Here is a 22,628-nt window from a genome sequence, read left to right as displayed (position 1 = left end):
GCGATCGGTTGGGCGTCAGAGTCGACCGGCGGCCTTCAGCTCGAGGTAGCGGTCGGCGATCCGCGGTGGGAGGTCTTCCGGATCGGCGGCGATCGCTTCGCCCCCGGCCCTGCGGATCGCGTCGGCGACGTTCTCCGCGTCGCGGAGAGTTCGCTCGGCGGCCGCGGCGAGATACACGTCCTCGCGGGAATCACGACGGCGCGCGAGAGCGGAGATGCCGTCGTCGGTCACGGATCCGACGAGGACCGTGGTCGCACGTGAGGCGTTCGGGAAGGCACCGAGGAAGCCACGGGCCGACTCGGCCGCGTCCTGCGCCGTCAGGGCCACGATCAGCGAGGGCCGCGTCGTGAGCGAGCGCACGGTGGCGAATGCGCCGTGCCAGTCCGTGTCGACGAGCCGCGCGTGCACGGGAGCCATGGCGTCGGTCAGAGCCGGAAGCAACGCGGCGCCGTCGACCCCGGTGACCCGACCGCGGACGACCCTGTCGTACATCAGCAGGTGCACGTGATCACCGGCACGCGAGGCGAGCGCCGCCAGCAGCAGTGCCGCCTCGAGCGCGGCATCAATGCGCGTACCGTCGCCGACACGAGCTGCCGCTGTACGTCCGGTGTCGATGATGATCACCACATGACGGTCCCGTTCCGGTCGCCAGGTGCGCAGCATCGTCGTTCCTGCGCGGGCGGTCGCCCGCCAGTCGATCGAGCGCACGTCGTCCCCGCGCACGTACTCACGCAATGAATCGAACTCGGTACCCTGACCGCGCACCTGGATGCTCGTGTTGCCATCCAGCTCGCGCAGCCGAGCGAGGCGGGACGGAAGGTGCTTGCGCGAGGAGAAGGCAGGGAGCACGCGGATCGCTCCGCGGACGGAATGCCGTGCCTGCCGGCCCGCGATGCCGAGTGGTCCGCGGGAGCGGATCATCACGAACTCGCTGGCCAGTTCCCCGCGACGGCGGGGGAGGAGCGGAATGGCGACACGGCCGCGCTCACCCGGCGGGACGACCAGGTGCTGCCGGTCCGACGGCGCCCCCGCCGTCGGCTGCCATGCGTCGCGAAGCAGGGCGTGCAGTGGCTTGGTGCCGTGGTTGTGCACGGCCACGCTCACCGGGACCGGCTCCCCGATGCGCACACGCGCGGGCACTCTGCGACTCACCGTCACCGATCGGGGGCTCGCCGCGAGCGCGACGTCGACGGCGACGAGCAGCGCGCACAGGCCGATCCAGGCGCCGAGGACCGCGTACGCCGGATAGCCCGCGAGTCCAGCGATGACGAGCGGGAAGACGCCCACGGCGAGGGCGACGGCGAGGCGGCCGGTGACGAACACCTAGATCGGCACCCGGGTCTGCTGCACCACGGAGGTGAGCACCGCGTCGGCGGACACGCCTTCCATCTGCGCGTCGGGTCGCAACTGGAGGCGGTGACGCCACACGGGCACCAGCATCGTCTGCACGTGGTCGGGGGTCACCGCGGAGGAGGCGTTGAGCCACGCCCACGCCTTCGCCGCCGCGAGCAGACCGGTCGATGCGCGCGGGCTGGCACCGAGTTCGACCGACGGAGACTGACGGGTCGCCCGAGCGAGGTCGACGACGTAGCCGAGCACGTCGTCCGTGACCTCGACGGCGGCGGCCGCCTGCTGGGCTGCGCGGATCTCGTCGGCGGTGACCACCGCCTCCACACCGGTCAGCTCGCGCGGCGAGAAGCCCTCCGCGTGCCGACGCAGCACCGAGACCTCCGCGTCGCGTTCGGGCATGCCGACGACGAGCTTCATCAGGAAGCGGTCCAGCTGCGCCTCGGGCAGTGAGTAGGTGCCCTCGTGTTCGATCGGGTTCTGCGTCGCGGCGACGAGGAACGGGTCGGGCAGGGGGCGACTGACGCCGTCAGCCGACACCTGGCGCTCCTCCATGGCTTCCAGGAGCGCGGCCTGGGTCTTCGGCGGCGTGCGGTTGATCTCGTCCGCGAGCAGGATGTTCGTGAACACCGGGCCGGCGCGGAAGTCGAACTCGCCGGTGCGCGCGTCGTACACGAGCGAGCCGGTGACATCGCCCGGCATCAGGTCGGGAGTGAACTGGACGCGTTTGGTGTCGAGGCCGAGCGCTCGTGCGAAGGAGCGGACGACCAGCGTCTTCGCGACGCCCGGCACACCCTCGAGGAGCACATGGCCTCGGGCGAGCAGCGACACGAGCAGCCCGGTGACGGTGCCGGCCTGGCCGACCACCGCCTTGTCGACCTCGGTGCGCACCCGGTGCATGGCCTGGCGCAGTGCGGCGTCGTCGGTGGGATGGTTCTCAACGGTCACGTGTTTCCCTCTGCTTCTCGGGGATGGGCGGTCGGTTCTGATCGGTCGACGTGCGTGCTGTCGTCCACTGCGGTCTCGAGCTCGTCGAGGCGTCTGGCGAGGTCGACCAGAGCGGCGTCGTTCTCGGGGAGCGGCCCGGCGATCAGCGCCTGGAGCGTGCCCCGGGGAATCCGCAGTCGATCAGAGGCCGCATCCGCGACCTCGTCTGCGCCTGCGTGGACGGCGAGTCCGAGCCGTCGAGCCAGTCGTCGCTGGGTTCCGTCGCGGAGCGCCTGCCCGGCGTGCGGTGCATCTGCGGCTCTGGCCGTGAGACGCGCACGTCCGTGCATCGTCTCCGACGCCCGCACGGTGACCGGCAGCGTCTCGGCGACCAGGGGACCGAACCGCTGACCGCGCCAGATCGCCGTGGCGATCCCCGCGATGATCAGCAGCAGGATCGCAGGTGTGACCCAGGGAGGCGTGAGACTGCCGAGGGTGTCGACCGGCTCGGCCTCGATGTCGGAGTCAGCGAAGCTGGGGACGTACCAGACGACGCGATCGGTCTGACCCAGCAGCGCCAACCCGAGGGCGGCGTTGCCGTTCTCGGCGAGATAGGCGTTGCCGAAGAGCCTGGTGCCCTCCACCACCACGCGTTCGGGCGTGGAACGGCGGTCCACGAGGACGGCGGCGCCCTCGGCATCGCCGAAGCAGGCCTGCACGCCGTCCGCCGGGGTGAACAGGCGGTCGGCACGGATGGTCCCGATCCTCGCGAACTCGGCGACGTCGCAGTCGGGGGCCGCCGCCGGCAGTGTTCCCGTGGCGTTCTCTCCGATGCCGAGCTCGTTCAGCAGGTGCGTGCCCGTCGAGAGGAACACGACGCGCCGCGCCGGAGCGGTGAGCGTCTCCAGGGCTTCGTCGGTCAGGGTGTACGGGTTGGCCATCACGAGTGTCGTGTCTTCGTCGATCGCTGTGAGCGCCTCGGCCCGCGAGCGGCGGACGTCGACCTCGACGCCCTGATCGCGCAGGATGTCCGCGAGCGCGAGGGCGCCGCCGTCGTCTCGGGCTTCGGGGTCGAGGGCACCGCGCGCGCCGGGGGCGGTCACGGCGACACGCAGTCCGACCGCAGCGACGATCAGGACCAGGGCGGCGACGATCGTCCATCCGATGATCGTCTTGGCCCGGCTCGGGCGGTGTTCCGCCGTGGAAGGGGCAGCCGGGGAGGAGGCGGCGTGGTCAGGCTCGATCACGGTCATGCCGGTACCGCCTCGGGGCGGCGTGCGCGGATCCGATCATCGATGTCGACGAGATCCCGATAGGTCTCGGCGCTCGCGCTGTGCCCGAGGTAGCGGACGTCGTCGAAGGAGGAGGCTGCTCGACGCATGGCGGCTGCCTCGTCGACGAACACCGTGCTCGCCTCGCGGGCGATCGACTGCGCCGTCGCGCCCGGTGCCGGATCGATCAGATCGCGCTCCCGCAGGCTGCGCGCGATCGCCCGGTACCGGAGGATCGTCGCGGCGTCCCAGTCTCGTTCGCGGGCGGCCCGCTCGGCGTCCGATCTCAACTGCGCCGCACTGCGGTCGTCGGCCGCTCCGAGGAGGTCGCCCTGTGCCCGCCTGACGGCGCGGGAGCTGCGCGGTCTGCCCCAGATGATGAGAGCGGCGACCAGCGCGGCCGCGATGATGACGATGACGATGATGAGGGCGGACGGCCCGATGCCCGCCCCGTTGCCGGAGCTGAACAGGTCGGTGAGGAAACGGCCGATGTCACGCGCCAGGAGATCGAACCACGTGGGCTTCGCGTCGGCGTAGCGAGGGTTGGAGAGCTCTTCCTCCGCCCAGCGTCGGGCTTCGTCCCCGTCGGGGACGAACAGGTCGTCGAACGGTCGGATCATGCGGTGCCGTCTGCGCCGGGCGCGGCCCACCCGCCGTCATCGGGTGCTGCTTCCGCTGAGGGGACGCTCGGCATGGTGGATGTTCCCGATGCGGCGGTCGGCGCGGGAGGCGGCGGTGGCGGGAACGCGACGGCAGGCGGTGTCACGGGTGCCGCCGCCGGATACGGCATCGGAGGCTGCGCCGGCTGGCCCTGCGCCGGCTGGCCCTGCGCCGGCTGGCCCTGCGCGGGGTACGGCTGTGCGGGATACGGCTGTGCGGGATACGGCTGTGCGGGATACGGCTGCGCGGGGTACGGCTGTGCGGGATATGCCTGAGGCGCTCCCGGCTCTCCGAACGTCGGCTGTGCGCCGTAGGGCGGATACCCGTAGCCCTGCGACATCATGACGTGCTCCGGCACCTGGCGGGGCGGCGGTGCAGAGGTGACGGCCCGTGACGGATCGACGCGGAACGGATCGTCCTGCTGCTCGTCGGTCCAGCCGAGGTCACGGCGCTCCACGTATGCGATCAAGGTCTGGTCCAGACCCTCGTAGCGCATCCGGCAGTCGAGGTAGACGAGCGCCGATCCGGTGCTCTGGACCACGAGGGTGATCGCCTGGATGACGAGGAGCAGGATCTGCGGGGCGATCAAGGTCACGACGAAGGCGACCACCGCACTCGGGTCCTCTGCTCCTGTGGGCGCGACGACCGAGCCGAGGAGAGAGCCGAGCAGCGTGGCGGGGACGCTGACGACCTGGGCCGCGATGCCCATGATCGCGCTGATGAGGAAGGTCACACCGAACGCGACCCAGAAGCGCCCGCGGGTGAGCCTCCAGGAGCGGACGAAAGCGTCTCGGAAACGTGCACGCTCGAGGACCAGGATCGACGGTACGAGCAGCAGCTTCGTGGTGAGCCACACCGCCAGCGGGATGCAGGCGAGGACGATGACGATCACCACGAGCACGACGATGCCGACCATCTCGGCGCTCCCGCCCATGCCGCCGGCGATGAAGGCCGCGATGACGACGGCAGCGATGATGAAGATGCCGAACACGGCCGCGACGGAGAGGGAGGCGAAGCCGGCGAGTCGCCAGAACGCCGGGGCCATCCGGCGCCACAGCATCCGCAGCGTCGCCTTCACTCCGATCGCGGCATAGCCGATCTCCGCGGCGACGACGCCTTGCATCATCGCCGTGAAGGCGATCGAGGCGACACCCACGGCGAGCCCGGCGATCAGGTTCACCGCGATGGTCCCCGCCATCACCGCCTCGAAGTCCGGAGAAGAGGGAGAGACGGTCTCCAGGCGGCTGAACGTCGTGAAGAAGACGACGCCCATGACCACGGCCGTGACGACCACCACGACGAGCTGGATGACCACGGCGAAGCCGAAGAGCACCTTCGGGTTGTGGCGAAGCGCGGCGAAGGCCTTTCCCAGCAGCATTCCGAACGAGAGCGGATGAAGGGGGATGATGCCCTTCTTCGGGGCAGGCGTCCACGTCTGTCCGGTCACAGGCACTCCCTCTCCATCGTGCGCTCCCATCGTGTCATATCCCTCGCGCGGTGCGTCATATCCCGCACACGGTGCGCAGACCTGGGATCGCTGGGACTCGGTGCCATAAGGTAACTCTTATGACCTCACGTATTCTCGTGGTCGACGACGACACCGCGCTCGCCGAGATGATCGGGATCGTGCTGCGGACCGAAGGCTTCGAGCCGGTCTTCTGCGCGGACGGTGCGCGCGCCGTCGACGAGTGGCGAGCACAGCGACCCGACCTCGTGCTGCTCGACCTCATGCTCCCCGGCATGGACGGGATCGAGATCTGCACCCGCATCCGTGCCGAGTCCGGCGTGCCGATCATCATGCTCACCGCGCGCAGCGACACCGCCGACGTCGTCCGCGGGCTCGAGGTGGGCGCCGACGACTACATGGTCAAGCCTTTCAACCCGAAGGAACTGGTCGCCCGCATCCGCACCCGGCTTCGTCCCACGCCGCAGGCCACGAGCGAGCAGCTCCGCGTCGGCGACCTCACCGTCGACGTCGATGCGCACGAGGTCCGTCGGGGGACGGCGCCGATCGCGCTCACGCCGTTGGAGTTCCAGCTTCTCGTCGCACTCGCGTCGAAGCCCCAGCAGGTGTTCTCCCGGGAGATGCTCTTGGAGCAGGTGTGGGGCTACCACTACAAGGCCGACACCCGACTGGTGAACGTGCATGTGCAGCGCCTGCGCGCGAAGGTGGAGCTCGACCCCGACAACCCGAAGATCGTCATGACGGTGCGCGGCGTGGGCTACCGCGCCGGGAGCGTCGGCTAGGAGCACGATGGCCGCGACGACAGCGACCACCGCGACGGTCGCTGTCCTGCGCGACTGGCGAGGTTGGCCGACGATGCTCGGCATCCTGTGGCGCCGCTCCTTGCGGTTCCGCACGCTCTCGATCACCCTGCTCGCGACCTCCCTGGCGATCTTCATCACGTGCGTGACGATGGCTCTCGTCATCCAGAACGATCTCTTCATCTCCCGCAAGGACGTCGCCCTCGAAGACTCCCGCCGCGCGGTCGATCAGGCGCAGGGGATCCTTGACGTGGCCGAGGTGGGGGATGACTCCGCGGCCCTCACCGAACTGTGGAACAGCGTCCAGTCGAATCTCACCCGCACGTCGAGCACCGATCAGCTCGCCGGCTTCAAGATCGACAATGCGAACGGTGTCCGACTGAACGGCTTCGAGGCCGGGCTGAGCAGGAGCCTGCTGAGCCCGGAGCTCCAGGCGCGCGTCGTGGAGTTCGACGACCGCCAGGCCTGGCAGTCGGTGGCTCTGCCCTCCCCGGACGGGGGAGAGGTTCCCGGAATCATCGTCGGGCAGCAGCTCCAAGTGCCGGAAGCCGGGGCGTTCGCGATCTACTTCGCCTACGACCTCGGCGACGCGGACCAGACCCTGGTGTTCGTGCAGCGGACGCTGTGGATCGCGGGGATCGGTCTCGTGGCGATCGTCGCCGCGATCTCATGGATCGTCCTCCGCGCCGTCTCGACCCCGATCGTGCAGGCTGCGGAGACCAGCGCGCGGCTGGCGGCGGGGGATCTCGGCGTGCGCCTCGAAGTACACGGAGAAGACGAACTCGCCACTCTCGGACGGTCGTTCAACGCGATGGCCGACAGCATCGAGTCGCAGATCAAGGAACTCGGCGAGCTGTCGATGGTGCAGCAGCGGTTCGTGTCGGACGTGTCGCACGAGCTGCGGACTCCGCTGACCACCATCCGTCTCGCCGCGGACATGCTCAACGATCAGCGTGAGGAGTTCGACCCCACCACCGCCCGCACGGCCGAGTTGCTGCACGCCCAAGTGCAGCGCTTCGAGACCTTGCTGTCGGATCTGCTCGAGATCAGCCGTTATGACGCGGGATCGGTGCAGCTCGAGTTGGAAGCGACCAGTCTCACCCACCTGGCCGAGGACATCATCGAGCAGATGCGTCCGCTGGCCGAGGGGCACGGCACCGAGCTGCGGCTGGTGGCACCGGGCGGCTACTCGCCCGTCGACATGGATCCGCGTCGGGTGCGCCGGGTGCTGCGCAACCTGATCGGCAACGCGATCGAGCACGGCGAGGGACGCCCGGTCGTCGTCACGGTCGACAGCAACCAGCACGCGGTCGCCGCCGGGGTGCGGGATTTCGGCCTGGGCATGGAGCCGGCCGATGCGGAGCGTGTCTTCGATCGCTTCTGGCGCGCCGACCCTTCGCGTCAGCGCACGATCGGGGGGACGGGACTCGGGCTCTCGATCGCCCTGGGAGATGCGACCCTGCACGGCGGTACCCTCGACGTCTGGTCCGAACTCGGCGTCGGGACGAACTTCGTGCTCACGATTCCCCGACACGGTGGAGTGCTGGACGGTCCGAGCCCGATCCCGATCGAACCCCAGGAGCCCTTCGCGGAGCTCGGCGACGCGACCCAGCCGATCTCGCTGACGGACGCGCCCGCCGGCATGTTCGATGAGGAGGACTGGTCGTGACCGAGCGGAGACCGAATCGGCGGCTGCGAGGCCTCGCGCTGATACTCGTCGCAGCGCTGCTTCCCGCATGCGCGGGGTTGCCGACGAGTGGTGACGTCGCGGTCGGCCTCAAGCTGGGGGAGTCCCCGCAGGACGTCGACATCCTCCCCGTGGCCTCCGGCCCGATCACCGGTGCGGGACCCGAGGAGATCGTCGAGGGCTTCCTCGAGGCCGGTATCACGACGACCGACAACTGGGACACCGCACGCGACTTCCTCGCGCCTTCGCTGCAGCGCAGCTGGAGCCCGTCGGCAGGGGTGTCGATCGACATCGGCACGGACACCAGGACCGTCACCTCTTCGGTCCCCGACGATGAGGTGGAGAGTGCGGACACCGCAGAGGTCCAGGTCACGCTCGACCTGGTCGCGAGTGTCGATGACGCCGGAGAGTACTCCGAGGCCCTCGGATCGTCCAACGTGGCATTCACGCTGCAGCGGATGGAGAACGGCGAATGGCGCATCACGCAGGCGCCGGACGGCGTGGTGATCGATGAGACGCGATTCACCAAGGTGTTCGAAGGGTATCCGTTGCAATACTTCGACCTCGGCTGGTCGAGGCTGGTGCCCGACATGCGCTGGTTCCCGCGGCGCCAGAGCCCCGCGACGACGGTGACACGGGCGCTCATCGGCGGCGAGCCCAGCGAGTGGTTGGACCCCGCAGTGCAGAACGCGTTCCCCGCCGACGTGCAGTTGGCGCAGGATGCGGTTCCCATCGTCGGCCAGGTGGCGGATGTCGCGCTCACCCGCCCCGCCTCGGGCCTCGATGCCGCCACGCTCTCCCGGATGCGCACCCAGCTCCAGGCGACCCTCCGCGCTGCCGGCGTCGCGGTGACCGAGGTCCGGTTCACGGTGGACGGCCGCAACCTCGAGGCCGGGGTGGCGGATGTCGTCCCCCCGTCGGCCACGACGGGCACTCTCGTGCTGCAGAACGGCGCGTTCGGGCGGATCGTCGGCGATGAGATCTCGCCCATCCCCGGTATCAGCTCGGAGATCAGCGCCGTCACGCAGCCGATCGTCTCCATCGACGTCGCCGCCGATGACTCCCGCGCCGCCGTGCAGCTCGCCGATCAGCACGTGTATCTGATCGGCGAAGGCAGCCTCGACGAGCTGGACGCCCGTCCTGGTCTCATCAAGCCCTCACTCGATCCGTACGGCTACACCTGGTCGGTCCCCGCGGGAGCACCGGCGGCGGTGCAGGCGGCGGGAAGCGATGCCGTCGGTCATCAGATCGCGAAGGCATGGCCGAGCGCATCGACGATCTCTCATCTGCGGGTATCGGCAGACGGCGCCAGGGTGGCGGCCGTGGTGACCGTCGGCAAGCAGATGTGGGTGGTCGTCGCGGCGGTCGTCCGTGACGCCGCCGGCATCCCGATCGAGCTCGGCGAGTTCACGCAGCTGACCCAGCTCTCCGAGCCGGCGATGGGTTTGGTGTGGCTGGGGGCCGATCGTGTGGGTGTGCTCGCCGACCAGAGCAGCCCGCGTCTCCTCACCCAGGTGGTCGGCGGTCCGGGGTCGGCGGAGGCCGCACCGAGCAACGCCCTCTCGATCGCCGGCGCACGCACCGCGTCCGGGGTGAGGATCCTCGGCTCCAACGGCGAGCTGTTCGCGCACGCGGGGTCGGCCTGGCGAGAGGTCGCCTCCGACGTCTCCGTGCTCGCGACACGCGTGGGTGAATGACCTTCCCTGCACGGAGGGGACCTGCCTTCAGCTCATTCGCGCAACGGGGATGATCGGCAACTCCGGCGTAGGTCGAGGGCTCAGGATCTTCGAATGTGGAAGACAAGGAGTCCCCGCGGCGTCGGTGCCGAGATCGCCGCATTCCTCCTCGCTGCCACGTGTGCCGGATGCGATGAGCCGGCCACGCTCCTGTGCGGGCGGTGTGAAGCGGCGCTCCGGCCCGCCCTGCAGCTCGGGCAGACCCCTCGAGGCATTCCGGTCAGAACCGCCCTCGTGTTCGATGGGGTGGCCGCGCGCTGCATCCGCCGTCTGAAGGGAGAGGGGGAGACGCTTCTCGCCCGCCCCCTCGGCGCCGCCCTGGCGGCGGTGCTCGAGCCTGTGGTCACGCCGAGCACGTGGATCGTGCCGGTCCCGACCAGGAGAAGCGCGTTTCGGCGTCGCGGATACCGCGTGCCCGAGCTCTTGATCCGTCGCGCGCACGCAGAGCCTCAGCGATTGCTCTCGTTTGCGGACCGTACCGCCGATCAGCGCGGCCTCGGTGCACGCGCACGAGAGTCCAACGTGCATGGTGCGATGCAAGCACGCCGGTCAGGTGGGGGCGCAGAGGCGGTCATCGTCGACGACGTCGTCACGACGGGGGCGACCCTCGACGAAGCGGCACGAGCACTGGCATCGACCGGCTTCCGCGTCGTGGCGGCGGTCGCGCTCGCCGCCACGCCGCGTCGTGGCGGATTCTGATGAAGCTCATCGGGAATGCACCGGCGACACAGCGGAATGATCCCGTGACATCCGTCGGCGGGCGGACTACGGTGGGGGGACACAAGGCGACCACGGTCCGCCCTTGGCCGGGAGGACCGGGACAAGGAGGCAGCAATGGAAACAAGCATCGTTGGCGTCGGAGTGGGTATCACCGATCGCTTCCGAACCGTTGTCGAAGAGAAGATCGCCAAGATCCAGATGCTCGCGTCTCGCGCGCAACGGCTGGACGTGAAAGTCACCCATCGCGTATATCGCAACGGTCATGTCCCGGATGAGACCGTCGAGCTGACCTTGATCGGCAAGGGTCCGGTCGTCCGCGCAGAGGCGACGGATGGAGACAAGTTCGTGGCCCTCGACCTCGCGGTCGACAAGATGTCCGAGCAGCTGCGTCGCGCGAAGGAGAAGCGAGTCGACGGACGACAGCATCCGCGCGGCGCGCATTTCGAGAAGGAGAGTGGAGCGCTCGAGGGCATCGACGTCCAGCCGGCATCGGCCGACATCCTCCATGCGGTCGCGACCGGCAGCGTGCCGGTGCAGCAGACCGAAGAAGACGACTATTCGCCCGTGGTCATCCGCACGAAGAGCTTCGATGCCGAATGGATGACCGTCGAAGAGGCGGTCGACAGGATGGAGCTGGTCGGACACGACTTCTTCCTCTTCGTCGACGTCCGCACCGACCACCCGAGCGTCGTCTATCGACGCAAGGGCTGGGACTACGGTGTCATCGCGTTGAGCACTCAGGCTCCGCCGTCCGAGGCGCTCGCCTCCTGATCTGAATCGCAGAACGGCCCGATCCCGTGAGGGACCGGGCCGTTTCTGTGTCGAGGGATGCGGCGGAGACTGAATGTCAGTCGAAGATGCCGTCCAGCAGACTGCCGATCACGAGGCCACCGAGGATGCCCGAGGCGAGATCGCCGCCGCCACCGCCGCGCCGTCCGCCGCCGCCCCAGCCGCCGCCGCCCCAGTTCTGATCCTGGGGACGCGAGGAATCGATGTCGCGCTGCGCGAGCTGCAGCGCTTCGGAGGCCAGGTGCGCGACGCGACGCGCCTGGACGAGCGCCGCTTCGCGAGTGTCCTCGGCGGGGAGGAGGTCGGACAGATCGACGCGAAGGCGCTCCGCCTCGGCGAGGCGGGTGCGGGCGTCGGCACCGATCCAGCCGCGGTGTCCGGAGATGAGGCCGCGCGCCACCCCCAGCTGCCGGTCGGCATCGTCGATCGCGTGCTGCACCTGAGCGATGCTCGGGAGAGGGTTCTCGGCGCGGTGACGGGCCTGAGCGATCGCCTGGTCGAGGGCCGAGTTCGCGTCGCGCAGCTGGGACAGCTCGGCAAACGGATCGTTGGGCTGTCCGGAGGGCGTCAGCGCGCCCAGCGCGGCCTGGAGTGCGGCGACCGCCTGGGCGACGGCAGGCACGTTCGGGGCTGTCCGCGCCGCGATGAGATCGCCGCGGGAGTCGGCGACCACCTCGGCCAGGGTGGATTCGGCGCGCAGGGCCTCGATCTCGAAGTCCTCCACCGCATCGAGCAGGGCAGACGCACGGCGGGTGGCTTCCGTCGCCGTCTCGAGGGCGACGTTGGCCTCCTCGTTCTGCTTCGCCGCGCGACGGCGTTCCGACACGTCGGCGCTGTGCGTAGCGAAGCTGATGAGCTGCTCCGCCTCCGCCGCGCTGGCGGTGATCTGGTGCATGGCGGAATCGGCGTACCGGGCCGAGAGGCGGGAGACGGCTTCGTTGGTCTGGGGGATGCGGGCGCTGAGCGCGGCTGCCTCGGCCCGCACCTGCGCGATGATCTCCGGGGCGCGTCGCACCTTGGCGACCGACTCGGCGAGGACGGAGGTCTTCTCGTCGAGCAGGTCCTGCGCCCAGTCGCAGAGCTGGAGGATGCGCGCGTTGCGCGTACGCAGCTCCTCGTCGGTGTCCGGGATCTCGTCGTGGTTCAGCTGGTGGAGCTGGAACGCTTCGCGCAAGTGGGTGCGCACCGCAGCGAGTGCCGTGCGCAGATCAGCGGTGAGGGACTCGCCGAGCTCGGCTTCCGCGAAGGAGAGCTCGTCGGAGGTCGTGCGGATCCGCTCGTCGGCGCTGACCAGGGCCTGCTCAGCACGTCGAGCCAGATCGGCATCCTGTGCGGCGAGTTCTTCCTGTTCGCGTTTGCGTCTGCCCCAAAATCCAGCCATGACCCGATCCTAGTTTCCCCGGGCACAGGGATGGCTGAGCATCCGCTCGGGGCGAACGGCGATCCCGTGTCCGTCCTGGCGTGCGGAGCGCGCCTGTGACGTGGGTCAGAGTGCCGGGAGGGCGTCGGACATCGCCGACACGGTCTTCGCGGGTCGCCCGCGCTTGGGGCGATCGGCGGTGAGCTCGAGCGCCATCGCATGGCGGGGATGCCCGCTGAGGCGCTGAGCGGTGTGATCGAGCCAGCGCACCTCGGCCTCCGCGGCGAAGATCATGGAGTCGGTCAGGAGGGCCCACGCGAGTCCTTCGGGATCGTCGGCGTCGCCCCGCGCTCGGCGCTCCTGCCGAAGAGCTTCCAGCTGTCGCAGGGAGGCCGATCGCTGGGCGAGGATGGCTGCGGTCGCATCGACGCCCGGAAGAGTCGCCGCGACCGCGAGCTTGATCGCGAGTTCGTCCCGGGTGCCCTGGGGGCGCACGACGGGGGAGGAGAGCCACTCGTCGACGTCGGCGATCCCGGCATCCGTGATCCGCCAGTACACGTGTCCGCGATCGTCGGCCTCGCCGCGCGACACCAGGCCGTCGCGTTCGAGGCGCTCGAGGGTGTTGTAGATCTGCCCGACGTTCAACGGCCAGACCGATCCGGTGCGGCGATCGAATTCGTGGCGGAGCTGGTATCCGTAGCAGGGCCCCTGCGCGAGGATGGCGAGCAGGCTCTGGCGTACTGACATCGTTCGTCCCCCGTGACCGTTCTTTGGAATGCGATACCGAGTATATGGTTACCGGGCAACCCGACGATCCGACGCGCGGGACCGCCATGCAGGCGACGTGCAGGTCACAGCCCGGTAACATGGCGAAGTATGCCTGGCGTCGGGTTCACCGATGACCGGCGATTTACCCACTGACAGGGAGATGACATCCGTGGCCAATCCTCTTGAGAAGCTGCTGCGTGCGGGCGAAGGGCGGGTCATCCGCCGCCTGAATCAGGTCGTCAAGGCAGTGGGGGCGCTGGAAGAGGACATCTCCAAGCTCACCGACGACGAGCTGCGCAACGAGACCACGGAGCTGCGTGCTCGCTTCGAGAAGGGCGAGACGCTCGACCAGCTGATGCCCGAGGCATTCGCCGCGGTGCGTGAGGCCGCCAAGCGCACGCTCGGAATGCGCGCGTACGACGTGCAGATCATGGGCGGCGCCGCCCTCCATCTCGGTAACATCGCCGAGATGAAGACCGGTGAGGGCAAGACGCTGGTCGCCACGCTCCCGGCCTACCTGAACGCGATCGCCGGCAAGGGCGTCCACGTCATCACGGTCAACGACTTCCTCGCCAGCTATCAGGCCGAGCTCATGGGGCGCGTGTTCCGCGCGCTCGGGATGACCACCGGCATCATCGTCTCCGGTCAGACTCCCGCGGTGCGCCGCGAGCAGTACGCCGCTGACATCACCTACGGCACGAACAACGAGTTCGGCTTCGACTACCTGCGCGACAACATGGCGTGGCGCAAGGAAGACCTCGTGCAGCGCGAGCACTTCTTCGCCATCGTCGACGAGGTCGACTCGATCCTCATCGACGAGGCGCGCACGCCGCTCATCATCTCGGGTCCGTCGTCGGGCGAGGCCAACCGCTGGTTCGCCGAGTTCGCGAAGATCGCCCGCACGCTCGAAGTCGGCGAGGACTACGAGGTCGACGAGAAGAAGCGCACCGTCGGCGTGCTCGAGCCCGGTATCGAGAAGGTCGAGGACTACCTCGGCATCGACAACCTCTACGAGTCCGCGAACACCCCGCTGATCTCCTTCCTCAACAACTCGATCAAGGCGCTGGCCCTGTTCAAGAAGGACACCGACTACGTCGTCATGAACGACGAGGTCATGATCGTCGACGAGCACACCGGCCGAATCCTGGTCGGTCGTCGCTACAACGAGGGCATCCACCAGGCCATCGAGGCCAAGGAGGGCGTGCCGGTCAAGGCCGAGAACCAGACCCTCGCCACCGTCACCCTGCAGAACTACTTCCGCCTGTACGACAAGCTCGCCGGCATGACCGGTACGGCCGAGACCGAGGCCGCCGAGTTCATGTCCACGTACAAGCTCGGTGTCATCCCGATCCCGACGAACCGTCCGATGATCCGCAAGGACCAGTCCGACCTCGTCTACAAGAACGAGACGGCGAAGTTCGCACAGGTCGTCGAGGACATCGCCGAGCGTCACGCATCCGGTCAGCCGGTGCTGGTGGGAACGGTGAGCGTCGAGAAGAGCGAATACCTGTCGCGCCTGCTCGCGAAGAAGGGCGTCAAGCACGAGGTCCTCAACGCGAAGAACCACGCACGCGAGGCCGAGATCGTCGCTCGGGCCGGTCGCCTGGGAGCCGTCACCGTCGCCACGAACATGGCCGGACGAGGAACCGACATCATGCTCGGTGGTAACGCCGAGTTCCTCGCCGTCCAGGAGCTCAAGGGCAAGGGCCTCGACCCCGTGGAGACGCCCGAGGAGTACGAGGTCGCGTGGGATGAGACCTACGAGGCGATGAAGGCCGTCGTCGCGGAGGAGGCCGAGAAGGTCATCGAGGCCGGCGGCCTCTACGTGCTCGGCACCGAGCGTCACGAGTCCCGCCGCATCGACAACCAGCTCCGTGGCCGTTCCGGACGTCAGGGCGACCCCGGTGAGAGCCGCTTCTACCTGAGCCTCACCGACGACCTGATGCGTCTGTTCCAGTCGGGGGCGGCCGAGGCGATCCTCGCCCGCACGAACTTCCCGGACGACGTGCCGATCGAGTCGGGGCTCGTGTCCCGTGCGATCCGCAGCGCGCAGTCGCAGGTCGAATCCCGCAACGCGGAGATGCGTAAGAACGTCCTCAAGTACGACGACGTCCTGAACCGCCAGCGCGAGGCCATCTACGCCGACCGCCGACACATCCTCCAGGGCGATGACATCGCCGACCGGGTGCAGCACTTCATCGAGGACGCCATCAGTGGCGTCGTGAAGGATCACACCGGGGAAGGTCACAACGAGAGCTGGGACTTCGATGCTCTCTGGACCGAGCTCAAGACCCTTTACCCCGTCGGCGTGACGATCGATGAGGTGGTGGCCGAGGCCGCCGACCGCAAGGGCGGAATCGATGCCGATGGGCTCACCCGTGAGCTGCTCTCCGACGCCAAGATCGCGTATGAGGCGCGCGAGGAGTCGCTCGGCGAAGCCGCCACACGTGAACTCGAGCGTCGTGTCGTGCTCCAGGTGCTCGACCGCCGCTGGCGCGACCACCTCTACGAGATGGACTACCTCAAGGACGGCATCGGCCTGCGTGCGATGGCTCAGCGCGACCCGCTCATCGAGTACCAGCGCGAGGGCTACGCGATGTTCCAGTCGATGATGGGGCAGATCAAGGAGGAGTCGGTCGGCTACCTCTACAACCTCGAGGTCGAGGTGCGCCGTGCCGGTGACTCGCAGACCGCAGAGGTCGAGGCGAAGGGCCTCGCCACGGACGGCGGCGAGCAGCGACTCGAGTACTCCGCCGCGAACGATGCGGGAGAGGTCGAGGTGCGCAACGACCGCGGTCAGGTCCAGCAGGCGGCCACCGATCGCGTACGCCAGGCGGCGGCTCGCGCGCAGGCTCCGCAGACCGAGCCGGAGGAAGCGCCGCGCGGGGCTTTCGGTCAGCGCACCGATGCAGAGGCGCCCGCTGCCGGGAACCGCGAGCAGCGGCGCGCCCAGGGCAAGAAGAAGAAGTAGCGTCAGCGCAGGGAGGGCCAGTCCGCGTGGATTGGCCCTCCTTTCGTCGCTGTAGGCTTGGCCGATGACCCCAACGCGCAACTTCGACCAGTCGTCGAAGCTCAAGAACGTCCTGTACGAGATTCGCGGAAACGCCCTCGTCGAGGCGGCGCGGTTGGAAGCCGAGGGACACAAGATCCTCAAGCTGAACACGGGCAATCCGGCGATCTTCGGTTTCGACGCTCCGCACCAGATCGTGCGCGACATGCTCGCGGCGCTGCCGACGGCGCACGGCTACAGCGACAGCAAGGGCATCATCTCCGCCCGGCGTGCTGTCGTGAGCCGCTATGAGGAGATCGAGGGCTTCCCTCGATTCGACCCCGATGACGTGTATCTCGGCAACGGTGTCTCCGAGCTCATCACGATGACCATGCAGGCGCTGCTGGATGAGGGCGACGAAGTGCTCATTCCGGCGCCGGACTACCCGCTCTGGACGGCGATGACCAGCCTCGCCGGCGGGACGCCCGTGCACTACCTCTGCGACGAGGATGACGAGTGGCAGCCGGACCTCGAGGACATCCGCTCGAAGATCACCCCACGCACCAAGGCGCTCGTCATCATCAACCCGAACAACCCCACGGGCGTCGTGTACTCCCGTCAGATCCTCGAGGGGCTGGTGCAGATCGCCCGCGAGCACCAGCTGCTGCTGCTGTCGGACGAGATCTACGACCGCATCCTGTTCGACGGCGCCGTGCACATCCCGACAGCGACCCTTGCTCCCGATCTGCTGTGCCTGACCTTCAACGGCCTGTCCAAGACGTATCGGGTGGCGGGATACCGGTCGGGTTGGATGGTCATCACGGGACCACAGGACCACGCCAAGGGCTTCCTGGAGGGCATCACGCTCTTGGCGTCCACGCGACTTTGCCCGAACGTCCCGGCACAGCATGCCGTGCAGGCGGCGCTCTCCGGAGTGCAGTCGATCGAGGCGCTGATCGCTCCGACCGGTCGCCTGCACGAGCAGCGCGACATCGCGTGGGAGGGGCTCGAGTCGATCCCCGGCGTCTCCTGCGTCAAGCCGCAGGGGGCCCTGTACGCATTCCCGCGGCTCGACCCGAATGTGCACGAGATCCGGGATGACGCACGGCTGGTGTACGACCTGCTGGTCTCGGAGCACATCCTGCTCGTTCAGGGCACCGGCTTCAACTGGGCGACCCCGGACCACCTCCGGCTCGTCACGCTCCCCGAACCCCGAGTGCTGAGCGAAGCCGTCGAACGACTGGGGAACTTCCTCTCGAGCTACCGGCAGTAGCGGTCTCCGCCTCGGCGGGACAGAGCGTCGTCGCCAGTCGTCTCACGGCGGCAGCGAAGGGCGAGCGGGGAGCCACATCGGTCATGGGGCGCGCATGCAGCAGCGCCGCGTCGGCCGCGCGCTGGTCGAACGGCAGGAAGACGACGTCGGTGATGCCCGCGAACCTCTCGAGCGTGCGCCGCACCTGCCCTCGCGCATCGATCCCGAGGGGCCCCGATCGCACCCGATTGACCACGACGACCACGGGAGTGCGTGCGGCGATGCGTCGCAGCTCGGCATGGTCGCGCACGAATCTGCTGATTCCGAGCGGATCGGCCGAGGCGACCGCGATGATCAGATCAGCCTCTTCCAATGTCGCCGAGGTCGCCGCGTGACGACGTGGCCCCGCGAGATCGTAGGTGACCTCGTCGTCGGCATCGAAGGCGTCGGACACATCGACGACGGTCTCCTCGATCCACTCGCGGCAGGCGGCGAACGTGGCTCTGAGGCGCGTTGCAGAGAGCTCCGGCCAACGGCTGGGACGGTTGATGCCGGGCAGCACCTCGACGTCCCCTCCGCCCGTGGGGACCGTGGTGGCGAGTCTGGTCAGTTCGGCGGAGTCGAGAGCCCCGCGCTCCGCCCGCCGGCACGCGGCGGCCACGCCCGGTGAGTCGTCGCCGAGCCCGAGCAGGAGAGCGAGAGCCGGAGCGACGGTATCGGCGTCGACCAGAGCGGTCCGGCGTCCGGTGCGGGCGAGCTCGGCCGCCAGCTGGATAGCCAGCGTGGATCGCCCCGGGGCGCCGTGCGGACCCCAGACGGCGATGACGCGGTGGGGGAGGATGGACGGCGGCCGCGGCGCCGCATCCGCCTCTGTCGCCAACGTCGCTGCGACCTCCCATCCCGCGGCGTCGGCGCGCAGGGCCGCGGACAGCCCGAGACGGCCCAGCAAACGGCTGTCCGCTCCGCCGAGAGCCAGGATGCGCACGCCGGCCCGATCGCACGTGGAGATCAGTTCTGGGGTCAGCACCGCGCGCGTGGCAGGGACGATGACGGCTTCGGTGCCGGGAGGGATCTCGACGCCCGGGGCGGGCACGACGATCGAGACCACCTCGATGCCTTCCAGTCCGAGTTCCGCGGCCAGCACGCTCGCGCGGGGCTCGGGAACCGCCACGACGACAGCCGTCACGATCCGGACCCGACCGGCACGACCGAGAGGGCGGCCCCACCGGTGGTCGCGGCGAGCACGTCGGCCACATCGGCGCGGTCGATCACGACTTCGAGCTGGCTTCCGGTATCGGCGAGCACGCCCTCCTGGTCGAGCACGTCGTGCACGATCACGTCGGCGACGAGGATGCGCGGGACATCGTAGGACCTGCCCTCGTCGAGGGGCGGCGCCTGCCAGATCTCCACAACCGTGCCCGCCTCGACTCCTTCCGGGATCCCGGTGCTGCTCTGGATCACGACGGTCGTGGAACGGCTGCTGTCGGCGTCGGTCAGGGCTGACGTCGGAACGAGCTCGCCGCTCTGCAGAGTGCGCGCCGCCACGCTGCCAGGACGGACGTCTTCGGGCCCGAGATAGTCATCGGCCAACGAGCCCAGACCGACGTCGACGACCTGGAAGTCCGAGGAGGTCAGCTCCTCTCCCTGCGTGATCGTCCGCGTGGCCTGGAGGGCCGGTACCGCATGGTCTGATGCCGACACGATCAGCCAGACGCCTGCGATGGAGAGCGCTACCAGTGCGATGCCCACGAGGAAGCGGACGTCGCCCCAGAACGCACGCCGAGGAGGAGGGAGGGATGCCATGGCGATATCGTCACAGAAACGGCGTCGATGGTCCGTGAGTTATCCACAGGAGGCGATCGGACCGGAATTCTGGCTCTCCGCGGGAGAGAATGAGGACATGTCCGCCTCTCGTGTTCGCGCCTCGCGTTATCTCGCGCCGGCACAGGTGGCCGAGCTGCTGAGCATCGAGGTGGATGAGGTCATCGCCCTCGTGCATGAGGGACGACTTCGGGGCGCACAACTCGGATCGCCGCCTCGGTGGCGGGTGGAGGAGACCAGTCTCGAGGGGTATCTGGCCGAGGAGTCCGAGAACTCCCGACGGATGGCGCTGTGGCATCAGTCCCAGACCGCGAGCTTCCCCGAGGTCTGGGGCACATCATCGGCTCATCGCAACTGATCGCCGGGGGCGCGTACCGCGACGAGCGCTGAGAACGGGATGATGCGGAACCCGTGCACGGCCCCGGCGAGCCGAGCCTGTCCCGCGTCGTGCACGGCCAGATCGAGGTGATCGGCAGCGGCGCGGTCGATCGTGCCATGGAGGTCGTCGCCCACCCGTGTGCTGATGTGCACCGGGACGCGTCGCCGCGCGAGGTCACGCAGCACGAAACCGAGAGTCATCCGCTCTCGTAGCGGTATGTCAGCAGAAGGCGGTGCGTCGAGACTCGCCAGGAGCATGCCGTGATCCGTCGCGACACCGCTGACGGCCGCGAGCGGAAGGAAGAGGGCGGTGGAGTCGCCGTGTGCCGCGCCAGTGCCGCGCGAGGAAACCGCGACCCAATCCGCACCGAGGCACTGCAGCGAGACGGGAATCCGTCTCCCGTTCGTGAGGTCGATCGTGGCGTCCGCACCGGTGCGGCACAGCGCGCGCAGCCGAGAGCGCAGATCCAATCGCGCGATGCGAAGCCGTTCCGACTCGGCATCCAGCACCGCGCGCTCGGCCTCCCATTCCGATGCCAGCTGGCCTTCGAGGTCTTCGAACAGTCGGTCCCAGTGCATTCGACAGAGCGTAGGCGACACCATTCCCCGGCTGTACGAGTTATCCACATTCCTCCAGCTTTTCCGCCCTCGTCCGGGCATCGCGGTGCTGTACTTGCTCACTCGCAGACCTCCCCGATCGAGAGTTCGACATGATGCCGCACGAGTACTTCGCACCCCAGCCGACACCGACCATCGAGCTGCCTGACCCTGTTCCGCTTCTGCGCAGCCTCACGCACGGCGTGCTCGAGGTCCTTGCGGGTGTCAGAGAAATCGATCAGCTCGCCCGATGGTTCAGCGAAGAGGCGTTCCGCAGCCTGGTCACCCGATCGAACCTCTCCGCGCGAGCACGCAGTGCACGCGGAGTGCCTCCTGCACGTCCGACCTTCGAGATCCGCGCGCTACGAGTCACCGAGCCCCTCGACGGTGTCATCGAAGCCGTGGTGGTGGTCGCGGGTCCCGGTCGAACCCGGGCGGTCGCGGTGCGCCTGGAAGGGACGGATCGTCGCTGGCGCGCGACTTCGCTGGCGATTCTCTGAGGCATGTGACCGTAGGCTGGTCAGGTGTCAACCCTCAGCGATCTCGCCCATGCCCAGGGACTCCTGAACGACAGCGATGTCGAATGGCTCCACCGTCTCGCCGGCGACGGACAGCTCCTCGCGGACCTGGCCTCGGCCGACATCGTGATCTGGATCCAGACCGACGACGGCTCCTTCATCGCGGTCGCGCACGCGCGACCGAGCGGCGCCGCGACCCTCTTCTATCGCGACATCGTCGGTGAACGGGTGCGGCCGCAGTGGCGCACGCAGGTCCAGGGCGCCTTCGAGTCCGCCGAGATCGTCGATTCCTCTTCGCCTGACTGGTTCGAAGAGACGCCGACCAGAGTGCGAGCCGTGCCGATCGTGAGTGTCCGCCGCGGCGCCGACGCCCAGTCCACCGTGATCGGAGTGGTCACCCGGCACACCAACCTCGGCGAGGTGCGCACGCCCTCCCGTCAGCAGATCACCTTCGACGAGTGCGCGAACGATCTTTTCCGCATGATCGCCGACGGAAGCTTCCCCGACCTCACCGCACCGACGTCACCGCGTCGCGGCGCCCCGCGAGCCTCCGACGGACTCATCCGCATCGACGTCGACGGGATCACCACATTCGCCAGCCCGAATGCGCTCTCCGCCTTCAACCGGATGGGTTTCGACGACGAGCTCGAGGGGGAGTCGCTCGCCGAGGTCACCACTCGGCTGGTGCCGCCTTCCCGACAGGTAGACGAGTCTCTGCCCGTCGTCGTCACCGGACGCGCGCCGTGGCGCACCGATATCGAGGCCCGCGGGGTGACGGTGTCGCTGCGCGCCATTCCGCTGAAGGACCACGGCACCCGGATCGGGGCGATCGTCCTCTGTCGCGATGTGTCGGAGCTGCGTCATCAGGAGCAGGAGCTCATCACCAAGGATGCGACGATCCGGGAGATCCACCACCGGGTGAAGAACAATCTGCAGACGGTGGCCTCCCTGCTGCGGATCCAGGCACGTCGCACGCATTCCGACGAGGCACGGGACGCGCTCACGCAGGCCATGCGCCGCGTGGATGCCATCGCCGTCGTGCATGACACGCTCGCTCAGGGCCTCACGCAGAAGGTCGATTTCGATGAGGTCTTCCACCGCGTGCTCAAGCTCGTCGCCGAGGTCGCCTCCGCGCCCAACACGCGCGCACGCACGCAGTCGACCGGACGCTTCGGTGTGCTGCCGAGCGAGTATGCAACTCCGCTCGCGCTGGCGCTGACGGAGGTCGTGACCAACGCGGTGGAGCATGGTCTCGCCGGGCAGGAGGGCGTCGTGACGATCGACGCCAAGCGCACCGAGGAGAATCTCCGCGTGACGGTGCGGGACACCGGACTCGGCCTGCCGGAGGGGCGGATCGGCCAGGGGCTCGGCACTCAGATCATCCGCACCCTCATCCAGGGCGAACTCGGTGGAACGATCGAATGGCACGGGAGCGACGGAGAAGGCACCGAGGTGGTCATCGACATCCCGCTGCGCTGGCTCGAGAGGTGAGCACGCCCTCTCCCGAACAGACGGAAGCGGCCTGAGAGTCGATCTCAGGCCG

20 protein-coding genes are annotated in these 22,628 nt (G+C 68.7%); 10 read left to right on the top strand and 10 right to left on the bottom strand.

Translation table 11 applies throughout. The features are described from left to right. Positions 1-15: 15 nt before the first annotated feature. From ABDC25_RS11195 to ABDC25_RS11175, 5 genes are read right to left on the bottom strand one after another with little or no spacing between them, the layout of a single operon-like run. Positions 16-1,323 (bottom strand): DUF58 domain-containing protein, encoded by a 1,308-nt coding sequence (locus ABDC25_RS11195; protein ID WP_347122980.1) that lies wholly within the window; start codon positions 1,321-1,323, stop codon positions 16-18. Continuing rightward, a complete protein-coding gene (locus tag ABDC25_RS11190) occupies positions 1,324-2,247 on the bottom strand; it encodes a MoxR family ATPase (protein ID WP_208323723.1) in 924 nt (307 codons plus the stop codon). 44 nt (positions 2,248-2,291) lie between these two features. Beyond that, the gene (locus tag ABDC25_RS11185) at positions 2,292-3,527 is read right to left on the bottom strand and encodes a DUF4350 domain-containing protein (RefSeq protein ID WP_347122978.1); all 1,236 of its coding nucleotides are present in this window, start codon (positions 3,525-3,527) and stop codon (positions 2,292-2,294) included. Continuing rightward, positions 3,524-4,165, bottom strand: coding sequence for a DUF4129 domain-containing protein (locus ABDC25_RS11180; RefSeq protein ID WP_347122976.1), 642 nt, complete (start codon positions 4,163-4,165; stop codon positions 3,524-3,526). Before ABDC25_RS11180 ends, ABDC25_RS11185 begins: the two co-directional genes overlap by 4 nt. Then, the gene (locus tag ABDC25_RS11175) at positions 4,162-5,652 is read right to left on the bottom strand and encodes a hypothetical protein (protein WP_347122975.1); all 1,491 of its coding nucleotides are present in this window, start codon (positions 5,650-5,652) and stop codon (positions 4,162-4,164) included. The genes ABDC25_RS11180 and ABDC25_RS11175 overlap by 4 nt, the downstream gene beginning before the upstream one ends. Before the next feature lie 119 nt (positions 5,653-5,771). Here ABDC25_RS11175 and mtrA point away from each other — a divergent pair, with 119 nt between their 5' ends. From mtrA to raiA, 5 genes are all read left to right on the top strand, one after another. Continuing rightward, positions 5,772-6,452 (top strand): MtrAB system response regulator MtrA, encoded by a 681-nt coding sequence (gene mtrA, locus ABDC25_RS11170; RefSeq protein ID WP_021199844.1) that lies wholly within the window; start codon positions 5,772-5,774, stop codon positions 6,450-6,452. A 7-nt stretch (positions 6,453-6,459) separates the two neighbouring features. After that, the gene (mtrB, locus tag ABDC25_RS11165) at positions 6,460-8,139 is read left to right on the top strand and encodes an MtrAB system histidine kinase MtrB (protein WP_021199845.1); all 1,680 of its coding nucleotides are present in this window, start codon (positions 6,460-6,462) and stop codon (positions 8,137-8,139) included. Continuing rightward, complete coding sequence (locus tag ABDC25_RS11160; RefSeq protein ID WP_051668012.1) at positions 8,136-9,854, top strand: LpqB family beta-propeller domain-containing protein; 1,719 nt, start codon at positions 8,136-8,138, stop codon at positions 9,852-9,854. Before mtrB ends, ABDC25_RS11160 begins: the two co-directional genes overlap by 4 nt. Positions 9,855-9,947: 93 nt before the next feature. Further along, positions 9,948-10,592 carry a phosphoribosyltransferase family protein gene (locus ABDC25_RS11155; protein ID WP_347122973.1) on the top strand — a complete coding sequence of 215 codons (645 nt, stop codon included), beginning with the start codon at positions 9,948-9,950 and terminating at the stop codon, positions 10,590-10,592. A gap of 135 nt (positions 10,593-10,727) precedes the next feature. Continuing rightward, complete coding sequence (gene raiA / locus ABDC25_RS11150) at positions 10,728-11,384, top strand: ribosome-associated translation inhibitor RaiA (protein WP_029258249.1); 657 nt, start codon at positions 10,728-10,730, stop codon at positions 11,382-11,384. A 76-nt stretch (positions 11,385-11,460) separates the two neighbouring features. Here raiA and ABDC25_RS11145 read toward each other — a convergent pair whose 3' ends face one another. Continuing rightward, complete coding sequence (locus ABDC25_RS11145) at positions 11,461-12,783, bottom strand: hypothetical protein (RefSeq protein ID WP_347122972.1); 1,323 nt, start codon at positions 12,781-12,783, stop codon at positions 11,461-11,463. A 105-nt stretch (positions 12,784-12,888) separates the two neighbouring features. Next, positions 12,889-13,509: a PadR family transcriptional regulator gene (locus tag ABDC25_RS11140; protein WP_021199850.1), complete on the bottom strand. Its 621-nt coding sequence runs from the start codon at positions 13,507-13,509 to the stop codon at positions 12,889-12,891. 190 nt (positions 13,510-13,699) lie between these two features. On the opposite strand from ABDC25_RS11140, the gene secA reads away from it, so the two are divergent. Further along, positions 13,700-16,501 carry a preprotein translocase subunit SecA gene (secA, locus tag ABDC25_RS11135; protein ID WP_029258246.1) on the top strand — a complete coding sequence of 934 codons (2,802 nt, stop codon included), beginning with the start codon at positions 13,700-13,702 and terminating at the stop codon, positions 16,499-16,501. Positions 16,502-16,565: 64 nt separating this feature from the next. Further along, entirely contained in the window at positions 16,566-17,792 is a 1,227-nt protein-coding gene (locus ABDC25_RS11130; RefSeq protein WP_021199852.1) for a pyridoxal phosphate-dependent aminotransferase, read from the top strand. Here ABDC25_RS11130 and ABDC25_RS11125 read toward each other — a convergent pair. Together ABDC25_RS11125 and ABDC25_RS11120 are read right to left on the bottom strand one after the other, a co-directional pair. Next, on the bottom strand, positions 17,716-18,957 hold the full coding sequence (locus ABDC25_RS11125; protein WP_297554641.1) for a P-loop NTPase: 1,242 nt from the start codon (positions 18,955-18,957) through the stop codon (positions 17,716-17,718). The two genes, ABDC25_RS11130 and ABDC25_RS11125, sit on opposite strands and share 77 nt — an antisense overlap. Further along, the gene (locus tag ABDC25_RS11120; protein ID WP_347122971.1) at positions 18,954-19,574 is read right to left on the bottom strand and encodes an SAF domain-containing protein; all 621 of its coding nucleotides are present in this window, start codon (positions 19,572-19,574) and stop codon (positions 18,954-18,956) included. The genes ABDC25_RS11125 and ABDC25_RS11120 overlap by 4 nt, the downstream gene beginning before the upstream one ends. Before the next feature lie 97 nt (positions 19,575-19,671). Here ABDC25_RS11120 and ABDC25_RS11115 point away from each other — a divergent pair, with 97 nt between their 5' ends. Beyond that, positions 19,672-19,950 (top strand): helix-turn-helix domain-containing protein, encoded by a 279-nt coding sequence (locus ABDC25_RS11115; protein ID WP_347122970.1) that lies wholly within the window; start codon positions 19,672-19,674, stop codon positions 19,948-19,950. Here ABDC25_RS11115 and ABDC25_RS11110 read toward each other — a convergent pair. Next, positions 19,938-20,549 (bottom strand): hypothetical protein, encoded by a 612-nt coding sequence (locus ABDC25_RS11110; RefSeq protein ID WP_021199856.1) that lies wholly within the window; start codon positions 20,547-20,549, stop codon positions 19,938-19,940. The two genes, ABDC25_RS11115 and ABDC25_RS11110, sit on opposite strands and share 13 nt — an antisense overlap. Before the next feature lie 131 nt (positions 20,550-20,680). Between ABDC25_RS11110 and ABDC25_RS11105 the strand changes: the two genes are divergently transcribed. Both ABDC25_RS11105 and ABDC25_RS11100 read left to right on the top strand, forming a co-directional pair. Next, the gene (locus ABDC25_RS11105; RefSeq protein ID WP_021199857.1) at positions 20,681-21,067 is read left to right on the top strand and encodes an Rv3235 family protein; all 387 of its coding nucleotides are present in this window, start codon (positions 20,681-20,683) and stop codon (positions 21,065-21,067) included. A gap of 24 nt (positions 21,068-21,091) precedes the next feature. After that, complete coding sequence (locus ABDC25_RS11100; RefSeq protein WP_029266826.1) at positions 21,092-22,576, top strand: PAS domain-containing sensor histidine kinase; 1,485 nt, start codon at positions 21,092-21,094, stop codon at positions 22,574-22,576. Positions 22,577-22,628 lie beyond the last annotated feature (52 nt).

The sequence above is a fragment of the Microbacterium sp. SY138 genome (assembly GCF_039729145.1).
GTDB classification, from domain to species: Bacteria; Actinomycetota; Actinomycetes; order Actinomycetales; family Microbacteriaceae; genus Microbacterium; species Microbacterium maritypicum_A.
This window is presented reverse-complemented; position numbering and strand designations above follow the sequence as displayed.

Bases quoted from the DNA above. Each gene is read 5' to 3' on its own strand.
- ABDC25_RS11190 (WP_208323723.1), bottom strand. From the start codon at position 2,247: ATGCACCGGGTGCGCACCGAGGTCGACAAGGCGGTGGTCGGCCAGGCC.
- ABDC25_RS11185 (WP_347122978.1), bottom strand. From the start codon at position 3,527: ATGACCGTGATCGAGCCTGACCACGCCGCCTCCTCCCCGGCTGCCCCT.
- ABDC25_RS11180 (WP_347122976.1), bottom strand. From the start codon at position 4,165: ATGATCCGACCGTTCGACGACCTGTTCGTCCCCGACGGGGACGAAGCC.
- mtrA (WP_021199844.1), top strand. From the start codon at position 5,772: ATGACCTCACGTATTCTCGTGGTCGACGACGACACCGCGCTCGCCGAG.
- mtrB (WP_021199845.1), top strand. From the start codon at position 6,460: ATGGCCGCGACGACAGCGACCACCGCGACGGTCGCTGTCCTGCGCGAC.
- ABDC25_RS11155 (WP_347122973.1), top strand. From the start codon at position 9,948: ATGTGGAAGACAAGGAGTCCCCGCGGCGTCGGTGCCGAGATCGCCGCA.
- raiA (WP_029258249.1), top strand. From the start codon at position 10,728: ATGGAAACAAGCATCGTTGGCGTCGGAGTGGGTATCACCGATCGCTTC.
- ABDC25_RS11145 (WP_347122972.1), bottom strand. From the start codon at position 12,783: ATGGCTGGATTTTGGGGCAGACGCAAACGCGAACAGGAAGAACTCGCC.
- ABDC25_RS11140 (WP_021199850.1), bottom strand. From the start codon at position 13,509: ATGTCAGTACGCCAGAGCCTGCTCGCCATCCTCGCGCAGGGGCCCTGC.
- ABDC25_RS11130 (WP_021199852.1), top strand. From the start codon at position 16,566: ATGACCCCAACGCGCAACTTCGACCAGTCGTCGAAGCTCAAGAACGTC.
- ABDC25_RS11120 (WP_347122971.1), bottom strand. From the start codon at position 19,574: ATGGCATCCCTCCCTCCTCCTCGGCGTGCGTTCTGGGGCGACGTCCGC.
- ABDC25_RS11115 (WP_347122970.1), top strand. From the start codon at position 19,672: ATGTCCGCCTCTCGTGTTCGCGCCTCGCGTTATCTCGCGCCGGCACAG.
- ABDC25_RS11110 (WP_021199856.1), bottom strand. From the start codon at position 20,549: ATGCACTGGGACCGACTGTTCGAAGACCTCGAAGGCCAGCTGGCATCG.
- ABDC25_RS11105 (WP_021199857.1), top strand. From the start codon at position 20,681: ATGATGCCGCACGAGTACTTCGCACCCCAGCCGACACCGACCATCGAG.